Origin of the sequence: Streptomyces sp. NBC_01198 (assembly GCF_036010485.1) — a bacterium.
In the GTDB taxonomy this organism is placed as follows: Bacteria; Actinomycetota; Actinomycetes; order Streptomycetales; family Streptomycetaceae; genus Actinacidiphila.
This window is the reverse complement of the sequence record NZ_CP108568.1, coordinates 3900733-3914730: the sequence shown is the minus strand read 5'-3', so window position 1 is coordinate 3914730 and position 13998 is coordinate 3900733. Positions and strand designations below refer to the sequence as shown.

At 70.8% G+C, this 13998-nt stretch carries 12 protein-coding genes; 7 read left to right on the top strand and 5 right to left on the bottom strand.

The features are described 5' to 3' along the window. Positions 1–41: 41 nt before the first annotated feature. Both OG702_RS17540 and OG702_RS17535 read right to left on the bottom strand, forming a co-directional pair. Positions 42–788 (bottom strand): hypothetical protein, encoded by a 747-nt coding sequence (locus OG702_RS17540; RefSeq protein WP_327289830.1) that lies wholly within the window; start codon positions 786–788, stop codon positions 42–44. Positions 789–849: 61 nt separating this feature from the next. Then, complete coding sequence (locus tag OG702_RS17535) at positions 850–2901, bottom strand: ATP-binding SpoIIE family protein phosphatase (RefSeq protein WP_327289829.1); 2052 nt, start codon at positions 2899–2901, stop codon at positions 850–852. A 148-nt stretch (positions 2902–3049) separates the two neighbouring features. On the opposite strand from OG702_RS17535, the gene aspS reads away from it, so the two are divergent. Beyond that, positions 3050–4804: an aspartate--tRNA ligase gene (aspS, locus tag OG702_RS17530; RefSeq protein WP_327289828.1), complete on the top strand. Its 1755-nt coding sequence runs from the start codon at positions 3050–3052 to the stop codon at positions 4802–4804. A gap of 285 nt (positions 4805–5089) precedes the next feature. On the opposite strand, the gene OG702_RS17525 is transcribed toward aspS, so the two are convergent. Further along, positions 5090–6241 (bottom strand): hypothetical protein, encoded by a 1152-nt coding sequence (locus tag OG702_RS17525; protein WP_327289827.1) that lies wholly within the window; start codon positions 6239–6241, stop codon positions 5090–5092. A gap of 148 nt (positions 6242–6389) precedes the next feature. Between OG702_RS17525 and OG702_RS17520 the strand changes: the two genes are divergently transcribed. Together OG702_RS17520 and OG702_RS17515 are read left to right on the top strand one after the other, a co-directional pair. Further along, positions 6390–6917 (top strand): SigE family RNA polymerase sigma factor, encoded by a 528-nt coding sequence (locus tag OG702_RS17520; RefSeq protein WP_442814452.1) that lies wholly within the window; start codon positions 6390–6392, stop codon positions 6915–6917. Continuing rightward, positions 6910–7689, top strand: coding sequence for a hypothetical protein (locus tag OG702_RS17515; protein WP_327289825.1), 780 nt, complete (start codon positions 6910–6912; stop codon positions 7687–7689). Before OG702_RS17520 ends, OG702_RS17515 begins: the two co-directional genes overlap by 8 nt. A gap of 195 nt (positions 7690–7884) precedes the next feature. On the opposite strand, the gene metG is transcribed toward OG702_RS17515, so the two are convergent. Beyond that, positions 7885–9615, bottom strand: a complete 1731-nt coding sequence (gene metG, locus OG702_RS17510; protein ID WP_327289824.1) for a methionine--tRNA ligase — start codon at positions 9613–9615, stop codon at positions 7885–7887. Between the two features lie 233 nt (positions 9616–9848). On the opposite strand from metG, the gene OG702_RS17505 reads away from it, so the two are divergent. Beyond that, positions 9849–10091, top strand: coding sequence for a DUF397 domain-containing protein (locus tag OG702_RS17505; protein WP_327289823.1), 243 nt, complete (start codon positions 9849–9851; stop codon positions 10089–10091). Between the two features lie 33 nt (positions 10092–10124). Here OG702_RS17505 and OG702_RS17500 read toward each other — a convergent pair whose 3' ends face one another. Continuing rightward, positions 10125–10607, bottom strand: a complete 483-nt coding sequence (locus tag OG702_RS17500; protein WP_327289822.1) for an ATP-binding protein — start codon at positions 10605–10607, stop codon at positions 10125–10127. 181 nt (positions 10608–10788) lie between these two features. Here OG702_RS17500 and OG702_RS17495 point away from each other — a divergent pair, with 181 nt between their 5' ends. The 3 genes from OG702_RS17495 (at position 10789) to OG702_RS17485 (ending at position 13957) form a co-directional block, all read left to right on the top strand. Continuing rightward, on the top strand, positions 10789–11655 hold the full coding sequence (locus OG702_RS17495; RefSeq protein ID WP_327289821.1) for a helix-turn-helix domain-containing protein: 867 nt from the start codon (positions 10789–10791) through the stop codon (positions 11653–11655). A 138-nt stretch (positions 11656–11793) separates the two neighbouring features. Beyond that, a complete protein-coding gene (locus OG702_RS17490) occupies positions 11794–12228 on the top strand; it encodes an anti-sigma factor antagonist (RefSeq protein WP_327289820.1) in 435 nt (144 codons plus the stop codon). Positions 12229–12469: 241 nt separating this feature from the next. Continuing rightward, positions 12470–13957: an LCP family protein gene (locus OG702_RS17485; protein WP_327289819.1), complete on the top strand. Its 1488-nt coding sequence runs from the start codon at positions 12470–12472 to the stop codon at positions 13955–13957. Positions 13958–13998 lie beyond the last annotated feature (41 nt).

The window sequence follows — 13998 nt, the reverse complement described above, 5'->3', positions numbered from 1 at the left end:
CGTGGTCGCCGGGCTGGCGCTCGGGCCAGGGGGCACGTGGGTCAGGGACGGGCCGGGTGGTGGCCGTGGAAGCCGGGGAGTGGGGGGCGGACGGCGGCTGTGACACCGACCGGGACGTCGAGCGTCGTGCCGGTGGCCTCGCCCCAGCGGTTGGTGCCCCAGCCGCCGGTGCGCTTCCTGCTGCGGTAGACCACCGGGTTGCCGAGGAAGTCCGCCCAGGCCGCAAGGTCGTCGCGCAGCCTTCTGCCGGGGGTCGGCGGGATGCGTCCGGTCAGGGCGGGTTCCTCGCCGCGGCCGTCGATGTCCCAGGCGACGGGCGGTAATCCGGCGATGAGCAGGCTGGTCAGGGCCGTCACAGAGCGCAGTTGGGCGGTGTGGACGGCGGTGCGGGAGCGGACCGGCCTGGACCGGGGCATCCGGGTCCGCTCGGTCGTACCCGGTTCGACGCCCGCGGAGAAGCGGACGCGGACGTCACGGTAGAGGCAGTCGATCTCCAGCGACTCCCACGGGGACCGCTCGTAGCGCTCCGTCCGCCAGGCCGGTTCCGAACTGTCCTCCGGCGGGGAGCTGGTGCCGGCCGTGGTCCGCAGGGGGGTGCCCAACACGTCGGCCCAGCGGGCGAGGTGGACGTACTTCTGGGTGTCGCTCAGCTCGACGGCGAACAAGCCGCTCAGATACGCCGGCGGCGACCACACCGCCCAGTGCACGGGCGGCAGTCCGGCCCGGATGAGCTCGGCCAGCGCGTCGGTGGCACGCAACTGCCCGTCAGTATCGTCCGATTCCTCCATCCCGCGAGCATTCCCCGCCGGGCACCCCGATACGCGGGTGACGGGCTCGGCGCGGGACGCGTCACAGCAGCGACGTCGCCGTCGACTCGTAGAGCTCGAACCACGTCGACTTCCCGTCCCCCCGCGGATCGACGCCCCACGCGTCGGCCAGCTCCTCCATCAGCAGCAGGCCGCGGCCCGAGGAGGCCAGCTCGCCGGGGGAGCGGCGGTGGGGCATGTCGTCGGAGCCGTCGCCGACGTCGACGTGCAGGCGGCGGGTGCCGGGCATGCCGGTGACCTGGGCCATCACGGAGGCGTCGCCGTCTGTGTGGACCAGCACGTTCGTGACGGCCTCGGAGACCAGCAGGACGGACGTCTCGACCTGCTCGGGGGAGGTCCAGTCGTGCAGCAGGGCGCGCAGGTCCTCGCGGCAGGAGCGGATCTGGCCGGGGTCGGCCTGCGAGACGGTGAGCATGGTGCGGCGGACCGGGACCGCGCAGGTCGGCCCGTCGGGGTCGCGGCGCAGCAGGACCAGGGCGATGTCGTCCTCGCGGCGGTCCGCGAGCGGGCCGGTGGTCTGGTGCGAGCCCGGGCCGACGACGGCCTGGACCAGGGCGTCGGCGAGTGCCTCCAGGTCGTCCGCGGGACCGGCGGCAAGCGCCCGGGTCAGGCGGGTCCAGCCGCTCTCCAGGTCGTGGCCGCCGGTCTCGATCATGCCGTCGGTGCACAGCGCGAGCACCTCGCCGGGCTCCAGCATCATCCTGGTGGTGGGGTAGTCGCAGTCCGGCTCGATGCCGAGTGGCAGCCCCACGGCGGTGCGCCGCACGATGGTGGTGCCGTCGCCCAGGCGTATGGCGGGCTCCGGGTGGCCGGCCCGTACCACGTCGAGGGTGCCGGTGAGCGGGTCGATCTCGACGTAGAGGCAGGTCGCGAAGCGGACGTCGGCGCCCTGCTCGTCGGCGAGCCCGGCCAGGTAGCGCGAGGTGCGGGACAGCACCGCGTCCGGCCCGTGGCCCTCGGCCGCGTACGCCCGCAGCGCGACCCGCAGCTGGCCCATCAGGCCCGCGGCCCTGACGTCGTGCCCCTGGACGTCGCCGATGACGATGGCGGTACGGCCGGAGGGCAGGCTGATCACGTCGTACCAGTCGCCGCCGACCTGGAGGCCGCCGCCGGTGGGGACGTAGCGGGCGGCCACCGCCATCCCGAACACGCCGGGCTTGCGCGCCGGCAGCATCGTGCGCTGCAGGCCCGCGGTCAGCTCGCGCTCCGACTCCTGCAGACCCGCCCTGGACAGCGCCTGGCCGAGCATGCGGGCCACCGTGGTGAGCACCGAGCGCTCGTCGGGGGTGAAGGCGACCGGTTCGCGGAAGCCCGCCATCCAGGCGCCGATGGTCGTCCCGGCGGCGACCAGCGGCAGATACGCCCAGGACACCCGCCCGTACGGCTCCACCAGCGGCCAGGTCGTCGGGAAGCGCTCGGCGTACTCCTCGGGCGAGCCCACGTAGACCGCGCGGCCGGTGCGGGCCACCTGCGCGGCCGGATAGTCGGTGGCCAGCGGCATGTCCCAGAGGCTGACGTCGGCGACCTCCTGGCCGTGGTGGCCGATGACCGTCAGCCGGTCGCCCTCCACCCCGAAGACGGCGAGGCCGTCCGGCGAGAAGCCGGGCATCGACAGGCTCGCCGCGACCCGCAGCACCTCCGCGGTGGAGTCCGCCTCGGCCAGCGCGCGGCCCGCGTCCAGCAGGAAGGCCTCCCTGGCCCGCGGCCAGTCCCCGGTCGCCGGGCCGGACTGCGGGCCCGAGGTGTGCACCTCGTGCAGGGTGCCGCTGAGGACACCACCGCGCGGAGCGACCTGTGCGCGCAGCGTGCGCACGACCTTCCCGTCCTCGCCGACCACCCGAACCAGGGACTCGGCGACCGTGCCCTCGGCCGCGGCCAGCGAGATCGCCGCGCTCAGCGACACGTAGTCGGCCGCGTGCAGGCATGCGCGCACCGCGTTGGACCGGAGCGTGGCGGCGCCCCCCGGCAGACCGAGCAAGCGCGCCGCGCACCCGTCCACCGTCACGTTGCCGGTGCCCTCGTCCCACTGCCAGAGACCGGAACCGACCGCGGCGAGGACGTCCTCGGAGTGCATTGCCCCAGTTTATGTGTTCTCGGTTGGTATGAGCCAATGTGCCCGGCTGGTCACCGCACGGATACGCGGATGAGGAGGCGCCCCCCGCGCCGGTAGGCTGTGCGGGTTCCCCACCATCGCGACGACCTGACGACTTGGACGAACCACGATGCACCGGTACCGGTCACACACCTGCGGAGAGCTGCGCGCCACCGACGTCGACACCGACGTCCGCCTGTCCGGCTGGCTGCACAATCGCCGTGACCTGGGGGGCATCCTCTTCGTCGACCTCCGCGACCACTACGGCTTCACGCAGCTGGTGGTCCGGCCGGGCTCGCCCGTCTACGACCAGCTGAGCAGCCAGTCCAAGGAGTCCGTGGTCCGCGTCGACGGCCGGGTGCTGGCCCGCTCGGCGGAGAACGTCAACCCCGAACTGCCCACCGGCGAGATCGAGGTCGACGTGACCTCGCTCGAAGTGCTCGGCGCCGCCGACCCGCTGCCCTTCCCGGTCTTCCCCGAGGACAGCGCCAACGAGGAGATGCGGCTCACCAACCGCTTCCTGGACCTGCGCCGGCAGCGCATGCACCGCAACATCATGCTGCGCACCCAGGTCATCTCCTTCCTGCGCCGCGAGATGACCGGGCTGGGCTTCAACGAGATGGCCACCCCGATCCTGTCGGCCACCTCCCCCGAGGGCGCCCGCGACTTCCTGGTGCCCTCGCGTGTGCACCCCGGCAAGTTCTACGCGCTGCCGCAGGCGCCGCAGCAGTTCAAGCAGCTGCTGATGATCTCCGGCTTCGACCGCTACTTCCAGATCGCGCCCTGCTTCCGCGACGAGGACTCGCGCGCCGACCGCTCCCCCGGCGAGTTCTACCAGCTCGACGTGGAGATGAGCTTCGTCGAGCAGGAGGACGTCTTCGGCGTCATCGAGAAGGTGATGACCGACCTCTTCACCGAACTCGGCGGCGGCCGTACGGTCACCTCGCCCTTCCCGCGCATCCCGTTCCGCGAGTCGATGCTCAAGTACGGCAACGACAAGCCGGATCTGCGGACCGCGCTCGAACTGGTCGACGTCTCCGGCGTCTTCGCCGGCTCCGGCTTCAAGGCCTTCGCCGACCGGCACGTACGCGCACTGGCCGTGCACGACACCGCGGACCAGCCGCGCAAGTTCTTCGACCAGCTCGGCGACTACGCCGTCTCGCTCGGCGCGAAGGGCCTGGCCTGGGTCCGGGTCGGCGAGGAGAACGCGCTCACCGGGCCGATCGCCAAGTTCCTCACCGAGGACGACGTGACCGCGCTGGTCGACGCGGTCGGCGCGAGGCCGGGCACCGCGATCTTCTTCGGCGCCGGTGAGTTCGACGAGGTCTCGAAGATCATGGGGCCGGTGCGGGTCGAGGCCGCCAAGCGCGCCGGGCAGTACGACGAGGGCGTCTTCCGCTTCTGCTGGATCGTCGACTTCCCGATGTTCGAGCGCAACGAGGACACCGGGGCGATCGAGTTCTCGCACAACCCGTTCTCGATGCCGCAGGGCGGGCTCGAAGCGCTCGAGACGAAGGACCCGCTGGACATCCTGGCGTGGCAGTACGACATTGTCTGCAACGGCATCGAGCTGTCGTCCGGCGCCATCAGGAACCACGAACCCGCGGTGATGTACAAGGCGTTCGAGATCGCCGGGTATTCGCGCGAGACCGTCGAGGCGGAATTCGGCGGGATGCTGCGCGCCTTCCACTTCGGCGCGCCGCCGCACGGCGGCATCGCGCCGGGCGTCGACCGGATGGTCATGCTGCTCGCGGACGAGCCCAACATCCGCGAGACGATCGCTTTTCCGCTCAACCAGCACGCGCAGGATCTCCTGATGGGTGCGCCGTCCGAGGTCGAGCCCAACCGGCTGCGCGAGCTCAATATCCAGCTCCGCCAGAAGTAGCCAACCCGCTGGCCGCGGTGGCTTGTGCGGTTCCCCTTGCGCAGGGGGGGTGCGCTTCCGCGGGCCGCGGGGCTCGTGGGGCCCCCTCGCGCAGGTGGCGCCCCCCTGCCCGGGGCGGAGGGGCTGTTGCTCGCATCCGGACCACCGCCCGGTGGGGGATGGGCGCGCAGTTCCCCGCGCCCCTGGGCGGGTGCCGCTTGCGGCGGGTCCGTGCCTGACGGCCGGTGAGTGGCTGGGCGCGCAGTTCCCCGTGCCCCTGTAGGGCACCCTCTGCGTAGGGGACCGTCAGGGGGAGTGGACCCAGACCAGGAGGAGGTAGCCGCCGAAGTAGGAGGAGATCAGGGTCAGGGTCGTCACCACCGTGACCGTCGTGGCCGGGCGGGCGCGGGCCAGTGCGGCGGCCGGGGGGATGAGGAGGGGGAAGGCCGCGACGAGGAAGCGGGCCTTGGAGTGGTAGTAGCCGGAGCCCCCGATCGACGTGGCCAGCAGCAGCGCGCTGAAGAGCAGCAGCGGCCACGGCTGGCGCTGGGCCACGGTGAGGGCGAAGAGCGCGACGGCCAGCAGCAGCACCAGCGTCACGGCGTAGAGGTCGAGGGGGGACTCGCCGCGCAGGATGTGGCGGGCGTTGACGACGGTGAAGCGGCCGCCGTCCCATGACGATCCCCAGCCGGCCTTCTGGATGTGGAACCAGCCGTCGAGCCGGTGTACCCGGGCGGCCACCCAGAGCATGTAGCCGAGCCAGCCGGCCGGCGCGAGCAGCATCGCCGCCCAGGCTCGCCAGGCGGTGGGCCTGCGGATGACGGCGAACAGCGCGGCCAGGCAGACCGCCGGGATCAGGGCGGTGGCGGTCGGCCGGGACAGGCCGGCCAGCAGGCAGCACACCCCCGCGGTCAGCCAGCGCTTGTCCAGCAGGGCGTACAGCGTCCAGACGGCGAGCGCGGTGAACAGGCTCTCGGTGTACGCCATCGACTCCACGACGGCGTGCGGGATGCACCCCCACAGCAGGGCGAGCAGCACCCCGGTGCGGTGGTCGTGCAGCTTGGCACCGATCGCGTACAGGCCCCACGCGGCGGCGGCGGCGAAGATCCAGGCGAGGACGATGCCGGTGGCGGCGGTACCGACCGGGGAGATCGCGGCGGCCGCGCGGACCGACTCGGGGTAGAGCGGGAAGAAGGCGAGGTTGCTCTCCAGCGGCGAGCCGTGGTCGTAACCGTGCTGGATGATGCCGAGGAACCAGATGGAGTCCCATTTACGGCCGAGCACCCCGGCCAGGCTCTGGTGCGCCGAGTTCGCCCACAGCCAGAGGATCCCGGTCGCGACCAGCCTGACCAGCAGGTATCCGCCCACGGCGGGTGCGGCCGCGCGCGCCGCCGCCCGTACGGTGTCCCTCGTACGGACGCGGGCAGCCGGCGGAGGGCTGTCCTGTGCCGGGTCCACGAGCCCCACGGTGTGGCCTGCGGGCACGTGTCCTCCGCCGAATATCCGATGAGATGAAATTCCAGTGAGTATCAGGTCGCGCCGCGCGAAGGTCAAATTCGGTCGCGGAACGCGGGCAACCGGACAGGGGGCCGACCGCGTTGTAGACATGTGGAAAGGACTTTCGGTGGGCGAGGGCGGGTTCGAGCAGTTCGTCGCGGCACGCGGTCAACGGCTGCTGCGGGTCGCGTGGCTGCTCACCGGCGACGCCCACCTCGCCGAGGACCTGTTGCAGACGGTGCTGGCCAAGGTGTGGCCCAAATGGCACCGGATCGCCGAGGAGAATCCCGAGGCGTACGTCCGCCGGGCGCTGGTGCACACCCATGCCTCCTGGTGGCGCAGGCGATGGCGCGGCGAGGTGCCGCACGGCGACCTGCCGGACCAGGCGCTGCCGCAGGACGACTACGCGGGAGTGGACCTGGAGCAGACGCTCGGCGCGGCGGTACGCGCCCTGCCGGTGCGCCAGCGGGCCGTGGTGGTGCTGCGCTACTTCGAGGACCTGAGCGTGACCGAGACCGCGGAGGCGCTGGGGTGTTCGGAGGGCACGGTGAAGAGCCAGGCGGCGAAGGCGCTGCGGACGCTGCGCGGGCGGCTGCCGTCCGCGGTCACGCCGGACGGCGGTGAGTGCCGTGACTGACCGGGACGGTATCGGCGAGGGCCGCAGCGGCGCCGAGGACGAGCTGCGGGTGCTGCTGGAGCGGGCGGTGCCCCAACTTCCCGCACCGCCGCAGCGTCTGGAGCGGGTGCGCGAACGGATGCGGCGCCGCCGCCGGCGGCGCGCGGCCGCGGTCACCGGGAGCGCGGTGCTCGCCGTCGTGGCGGTGCTGGCCGCGGTGCCGGGGCTGCTGCGCCCGCAGGGCGGCGGTCAGGCCGCGCTGCCGACGGTGGCGGCCAGTGGCCCCGCCGGGAAGCCGACGGCGCCGGCGGACCACCGTCCGACGATGTCCACCCCCGCCCCGACCACGGACGGCGGCTACCAGCCGGACGGCATGGACGGGCTGCGGCTGCGGCCGCCGCAGGGCTGGCGGATCCTGGCGGACCCGGCCACCACCAGCGTCTTCCTGTCCTCGCAGACGCTGGTGCTGCCGGAGAAGGGCTGCGCGCACGCCCTGGACGGCTTCTGCACCCCGCTGGCGCGGGTGCTCGCCGGGGGCGGGGCGCTGGTGATGTTCCGCAGCGAGCCGGTCAAGATGCAGGGGGACATCCTGCACGGCATGGAGCAGCCGCTCGCCGACGCGGAGGTGACCACGGCCTGCCACACGGTCAACGGGACCCGGCAGCTCAGCAGGACGATGGTCCGCTCCGGCGGCACGAGCAGGATGGTGTGGGCGACGGCCTGCCTGTCCCACCCGTCGCCCGCCCAGCTGGCGCAGGTCAGCGACCTGCTGGCGTCGGCGGACTTCGGATGAGCGGCGGCTCCGCGCAGCTCGGCCGGCGCCGCGCGGTGCTCGGGCTGGCCGCCGCGCTGGTCTCGGCCGCCTCGGCGGTCTCCGCGTGCAAGCCCGCGGGTACGGGCGTGCAGCGCTCCCGGCTGCCCGAGGAGGGGCCGTTGCGCCCGGTGCCCGCCGAGGACTCGGCGGTCACCGGGCGCGGGGCGCCGGACCCTACGCGGCGGCGTCCGGGTCGCCACCGAAACGCTCGACGTACGAAGCCAGCTCGTCGTCAGTGATCTTCGCGAACAGCACCGGCGGCACGGTGAAGGGGGTGCCGGCCGGGACCGAGGCCAGGGTGCGGGCCTCGTCCTGGGTGACCCAGCGGGCGTCGTCGGCGGGCAGCGCGAAGGCGGCCCGCATCGCGGCGGCCGAGGCCGGGATGAAGGGCTCGGAGATGACCGCGTAGAGGTGGATCAGGTTCATCGCGGTGCGCAGCGTCAGCGCGGCGCCGTCCTGGTCGGTCTTGATCTCCATCCAGGGGGCCTTCTCCTCCAGGTAGGAGTTGCCCGCGCTCCACAGCGCGCGCAGCGACTGGGCCGCCTTGCGGAACTGCAGCGTCTCCATGTGGCCTTCGTACTCCGCGAGCAGTCCGGCGATCTGCTCGCCGAGCCTGGCCTCCGCCGCGCCGGCCGGCGCCCCGGCGGGCACCTCGTTGCCGAAGCGCTTCCGGGAGAAGGACAGCACCCGGTTCACGAAGTTGCCCAGCGTGTCGGCGAGGTCCTTGTTGATGCCGGCCGCGAAGAGCTCCCAGGTGAACGAGGTGTCGTCGGACTCGGGCGCGTTCGCCATCAGGAAGTAGCGCCAGTAGTCGGCCGGCAGCAGGTCGAGCGCGGCCTCGGTGAAGATGCCGCGGCGCTGCGAGGTGGAGAACTTGCCGCCGTAGTAGTTCAGCCAGTTGAAGGCCTTGACGAAGTCGACCTTCTTCCACGGGTCGCGGGTGCCCAACTGGGTGGCCGGGAACATCACGGTGTGGAAGGGCACGTTGTCCTTGCCCATGAACTGCGTGTAGCGGACGCTCTCGTCGGCCTCGTACCACCACGACTGCCAGTCGCGCACCTCGCCCGCCGGTGCCGCGTCGGACCACTCCTTGGTGGAACCGATGTACTCGATCGGCGCGTCGAACCAGACGTAGAAGACTTTGCCCTCGGCGGCAAGCTCCGGCCAGGTGTCGGCGGGCACCGGCACACCCCAGTCGAGATCGCGGGTGATCGCCCGGTCGCGCAGGCCCTCGGTGAGCCACTTGCGAGCGATCGAGGACGCCAGGGTCGGCCAGTCGTCGCTGTTCGCGTCGAGCCAGGCCTCGACCTCGTCGGCCAGTGCGGACTGGAGGAGGAACAGGTGCTTGGTCTCCCGGATCTCCAGGGCGCTGCTGCCGCTGATCGCAGAACGCGGTTCGATCAGGTCGGTGGGGTCGAGCACCCGGGTGCAGTTCTCGCACTGGTCGCCGCGCGCCTTGTCGTAACCGCAGTGCGGGCAGGTGCCCACGATGTAGCGGTCGGGCAGGAAGCGCTCGTCGGTCAGCGAGTAGACCTGGCGGATCGCGCGCTCCTCGATGAAGCCGTTCTCCTTCAGGCGCCGGGCGAAGCGCTGGGTGATGTCGCGGTTCTGGGCGGAGGAACTGCGGCCGAAGTGGTCGAAGGACAGCGCGAAGCCGTCGTAGACCGCTTTTTGGGCGTCGTGCGCGCGGGCGCAGAAGACGTCAACCGGAAGTCCGGCCTCCTTCGCACCCAGTTCCGCCGGAGTTCCGTGTTCGTCGGTGGCGCAGATGTAGAGGACGTCGTGTCCCCGCTGGCGCAGATAGCGGGCGTAGACGTCCGCCGGGAGCATGGACCCCACCATGTTGCCCAGGTGCTTGATCCCGTTGATATAGGGCAGGGCAGAGGTGATGAGGTGACGAGCCATTGCAGGCTGCTCCCAATTCGTAGCGCGGAGTGAGGAATTCATCTACGGACCGTCAATCGTATCGGACCGTAGCCGGGTGACCGTCCCCGCATTCACATTCCGGTCAGGTTCAGGTCAGAGCGCTCACGAACATGACGCGCTGTGACTGCACGTGCACTTGCACGTGCACATGCACGTGCTCGCCCCACGAGTTATCATCTCCTGTACCACACGGCACTTTTGGGGAGTTGCTGATGCGCCGGACGCACAATGGAATGGCTTCGGTGGACCTGGCGGGAGTGGTCTGGCAGAAGAGCCGGCACAGCAATGCCAATGGCACATGTGTGGAGTTCGCCGCACTCCCGGACGGGGACGTCGCCGTACGCAATTCGCGCTTTCCGGACGGGCCCGCGCTGATTTACACCAGGGCCGAGATCGAATCGATGATCATCGGGGTGAAGGCCGGCGAGTTCGACCATCTGATGCCGGGGCCGTGACGCCAGGAAGCGTCACGGCCCATCCGGCGGGCGCTATCTGCGCTGGCCGCCCGGCGCGACCAGGAACAGCGCCCAGACGACCTTCCCCGTACCGCTCAGCGGGTGCCATCCCCAGTTCTCGCTGAAGGAGTCCACCAGGTGCAGCCCGCGGCCGGTCTCGGCCACGAAGTCGGGGTCCTTGGTGATCGGCGCCACCCCGCTGGGGTCGCGCACGGCACAGACCACCCGGCTCGTCCAGCGCACCAGGCTCAGCCGTACCGGCGCGCCGGGCGTGCCGGCGGGCACCGCGTAGCGCAGCGCGTTGGTGACCAGTTCCGAGGCGACCAGTTCCATGGAGTCGAGCAGCATCGACAGGTCCCAGCGCTGCAAGGTCGTGCGGGTGAAGTGGCGCGCCTCGCGCACCGACTCGAGGGCGGCGGCCAGTTCGCACGTGGCACCGTGACCCGCGGCAAGTCGCTCGGGCGCGAGCACGCCTTGCCATAACGGGTCAAGCACAGGTGCGGCCTCTGCCTTCATGCGTGCCCCCGGGGTTTCTGCACGGTCACCATGCTCAGGGATCGAACCCCGGGGATGCAAGAGCGTCTGCACGTGCATCTGCAAGGAATTGATGCACGTGACGATCGAGAGTGACCAGACGGGTACTGCCCGCAAGGCATTAGTGGCAGACTGCTGATGAACCAAGGGCGGAGCGTGACTTATGAGCGCAGGGCAGCCGGGAGGCGGGTCCATCGTGCGACGAATGCTGCTCGGAGCGCAGCTGCGGAGGCTGCGTGAGTCGCGGGGGATCAGCCGGGAGGACGCCGGGTACTCCATCCGGGCCTCGGAATCGAAGATCAGCCGCATGGAGCTGGGCAGAGTCAGCTTCAAGGAGCGGGATGTCGCCGATCTGCTGACGCTCTACGGCGTCACCGAGGAGGGTGAACGGCTCGCCATGCTCGGACTCGTGAGAGAGGCCAACGCGGCCGGTTGGTGGCACGGATACGGCGAGGTGATGCCGACCTGGTTCCAGACCTACGTGGGTCTCGAGGAGTCGGCGGCCCTCATCCGCACCTTCGAGGTGCAGTTCGTGCACGGCCTGCTGCAGACCGAGGACTACATAAGGCAGGTGATCCGGCTCGGTCATCCCGAAGGAGCCGACTCCTGGGTGGAAAGACGAGTCGGCCTACGACTCGAGCGGCAGAAGCTGCTCGTCTCCGAGCGGGCACCGCACTTCGTCGCCGTGATGGACGAGGGCGCGCTGCGCCGCCCGTTCGGCACCCGGCAGATCATGCGGGACCAGGTCCAGCACGTCCTGGAGGCCGCCGAGGCACCCAACGTGGACGTACGCATCCTCCCCTTCGCCACCGGCGGACACGCGGCCGGCGGCGGCGCCTTCACGCTGCTGAGCTTCCCCGAGTCCGACCTGCCCGACCTGGTGTATCTGGAGCAGCTGACCGGCGCGCTCTACATCGACAAGCACGACGAGGTCGTCGAGTACGACAAGGCCATGAACGCGCTGGGGCAGCTCGCCCTGACCCCGGCGGACTCCCTGAACTGGCTGAACACGTTTCAGCGGGAGTTGTGAGGTTACGCACGCTTTCTGTTGATCTTCACCCTTGCGGGTGAATATCGACCTGGTTTACCCCCCGTCGACTCCCCGTCGACTCCCCGACGGGACCGCGACGCCGCTACGGTTACGCAGGTCACGCCAGGGGGACGGGGGATGCGGGTGCACGAGGGGGTCAACGGCGACCGCGCGGACGCGGGCCGCGAGGACCGGCCGGAGTTCGGCCGCAGGCTCGGCGACGTGATCCCGGCGCGGACGCCGTACGCCAGAACGTACCGCGTCGAGCAGGTCACCGTCGTGGAGCTGGCCGGCGAGATCGATCTCGGCAGCGCGCAGGGCGTCCACCCGCACCTGGACGCGGCCGCGCTGTGGCCGCTGCCGCTGCTCGTGGTCTTCGACCTCGGGCCGCTGGAGTTCATCGACTGCTTCGGCCTGGCGCTGCTGGTACGCGCCCGCCGCCGGGTCCTGGAGCGCGGCGGCCGCACCGCGATGGCGTGCTCCCATCCGCCGACCCGCAAGCTGCTGGCGATGACCGGCCTCGACGCGGTCTTCCGCCCGGTGCTCACCCTGGACGAGGCGCTGCGGGTCTGACGGCCCGCCGCCCGCGGGCGGTTGACGCCCCTCGTGGCGCCCGGTGTTCCCCATTCGGAACCCGTCACTCCATGCACCCTTTACGTCACCCAAATGTTGACGCCGTACAGTGTCTGGCTGGGCAAACGTCCTCCCCGGCGTCAATGTGACCGGCGTCATACGACCTGGCCGGGTCAACTGATAAACGTTGGGGCTTCGTCGTGATGTGTGCGGGTGCCACCGAACCGAAGGTGTAGAGGGAATGGGCGTTCGTGGGCGCAAGCCGGAACGTAAGCACAACCGCAAACGCTGGATCATCGCGGTCGTGGCCTCGTTCGCCGTGCTGCTCGTCGCCGGGGCCGGCGCGCTCTATCTCAAACTGAACGCCAACATCGCGACCTTCGACTCCGCGGGCCTGAGCAAGGACCGTCCCGACGCCGCCAAGGCCGACGCCAACGGCGACAAGGCCGTCAACGTCCTGCTGATCGGCTCCGACACCCGCTCCGGCGAGAACGGCAAGCTCGGCGGCTCCAAGTCGGGGCCGATAGGCCGCTCCGACACCACGATCCTGCTGCACGTCTACCCCGACCACAAACACGCGGTGGGCATATCCATACCCCGCGACTCGCTGGTCGACATACCGCCCTGCCTGCTGCCGGACGGCAAGTGGTCGGCGGACCAGCCCGCCGCGATGTTCAACTCCGCCTTCTCCATGGGCAACACGGCCAAGGGCAACCCGGCCTGCACGCAGAACACCATCGAGAAACTGTCGGGACTGCGGGTCGACCACACGATGGTCGTCGACTTCGCCGGCTTCGCCTCGATGACCTCCGCCGTCCACGGCGTCAACGTCTGCGTGCCGAACGACATCTACCAGGGGGACATGAACCCCAACCTCGGCCACAAGGGCAAGGTCGTCCTCAAGGCCGGGATGCAGAACCTCCAGGGCCAGCAGGCGCTCGACTACGTCCGGGTCAGGCACGGGGTCGGCGACAACTCCGACGTCGGCCGCATGCTGCGGCAGCAGGCCTTCCTGTCGGCGCTGATCAGCAAGGTCAAGGGCCAGGGCATGAACCCGACGACGCTGCTGCCGCTGGCCAACGCCGCGACGAAGTCGCTCACCGTCGACCCCGGGCTCGGCAGCGCCACGAAGCTGATGTCCTTCGGGCTGTCACTCAAGGGCATCGACCTGAAGAACATCCAGTTCATCACCGCGCCCTGGAAGTACGCCGGCTCCCGGATAGACCTGGTCCACCCCGACGTGGACGACCTCTTCGCCGAACTGCGCGCCGACCGCACCCTGGAGGGCGTCAACGCCTCGGGCAAGACCGCCGCCAAGCCGGCGCCCAGCGCCACGGTCGACGGCAGCGGGATCATCGTCTCCGTCTACAACGGCACCACGACGGTGGGACTCGCGAGCAAGGCCGCGGACGCCCTGAAGGCCGACGGCTTCACGGTGATGAACTCCACGAACGCGAAGACGAGGGACCACACGGTCACCCGGATCGAGTACGGCACCGGAGCGGACGCCAAGGCGCACGCGGACACGGTCGCGAAGCTCTTTCCCGGAGCGCAGCTCGTCCAGCTCGACACGACGGGCGTGAACGTGGTGCTGGGCGCGGATTACGCGGCCGTCGCCGCGAAGGGCGGTACGCCGGGGTCCACGACCCCGAAGCCCCTGCCCACCGACCTCAGCAAGCAGGCGCGCAGCGCCGACGCGGACCCCTGCTCGAAGCTCTCCTACGGCTGACGGTGCCGCTGCGGGCGTGCCCGCACCCCTCTCCCCGGGAC

Excerpts from the sequence above, each read along its gene's own strand:
- aspS (WP_327289828.1), top strand. The coding sequence starts at position 3,050 with ATGCACCGGTACCGGTCACACACCTGCGGAGAGCTGCGCGCCACCGAC.
- OG702_RS17535 (WP_327289829.1), bottom strand. The coding sequence starts at position 2,901 with ATGCACTCCGAGGACGTCCTCGCCGCGGTCGGTTCCGGTCTCTGGCAG.
- OG702_RS17520 (WP_442814452.1), top strand. The coding sequence starts at position 6,390 with ATGTGGAAAGGACTTTCGGTGGGCGAGGGCGGGTTCGAGCAGTTCGTC.
- metG (WP_327289824.1), bottom strand. The coding sequence starts at position 9,615 with ATGGCTCGTCACCTCATCACCTCTGCCCTGCCCTATATCAACGGGATC.
- OG702_RS17490 (WP_327289820.1), top strand. The coding sequence starts at position 11,794 with ATGCGGGTGCACGAGGGGGTCAACGGCGACCGCGCGGACGCGGGCCGC.
- OG702_RS17540 (WP_327289830.1), bottom strand. The coding sequence starts at position 788 with ATGGAGGAATCGGACGATACTGACGGGCAGTTGCGTGCCACCGACGCG.
- OG702_RS17485 (WP_327289819.1), top strand. The coding sequence starts at position 12,470 with ATGGGCGTTCGTGGGCGCAAGCCGGAACGTAAGCACAACCGCAAACGC.
- OG702_RS17495 (WP_327289821.1), top strand. The coding sequence starts at position 10,789 with ATGAGCGCAGGGCAGCCGGGAGGCGGGTCCATCGTGCGACGAATGCTG.
- OG702_RS17505 (WP_327289823.1), top strand. The coding sequence starts at position 9,849 with ATGCGCCGGACGCACAATGGAATGGCTTCGGTGGACCTGGCGGGAGTG.
- OG702_RS17500 (WP_327289822.1), bottom strand. The coding sequence starts at position 10,607 with ATGAAGGCAGAGGCCGCACCTGTGCTTGACCCGTTATGGCAAGGCGTG.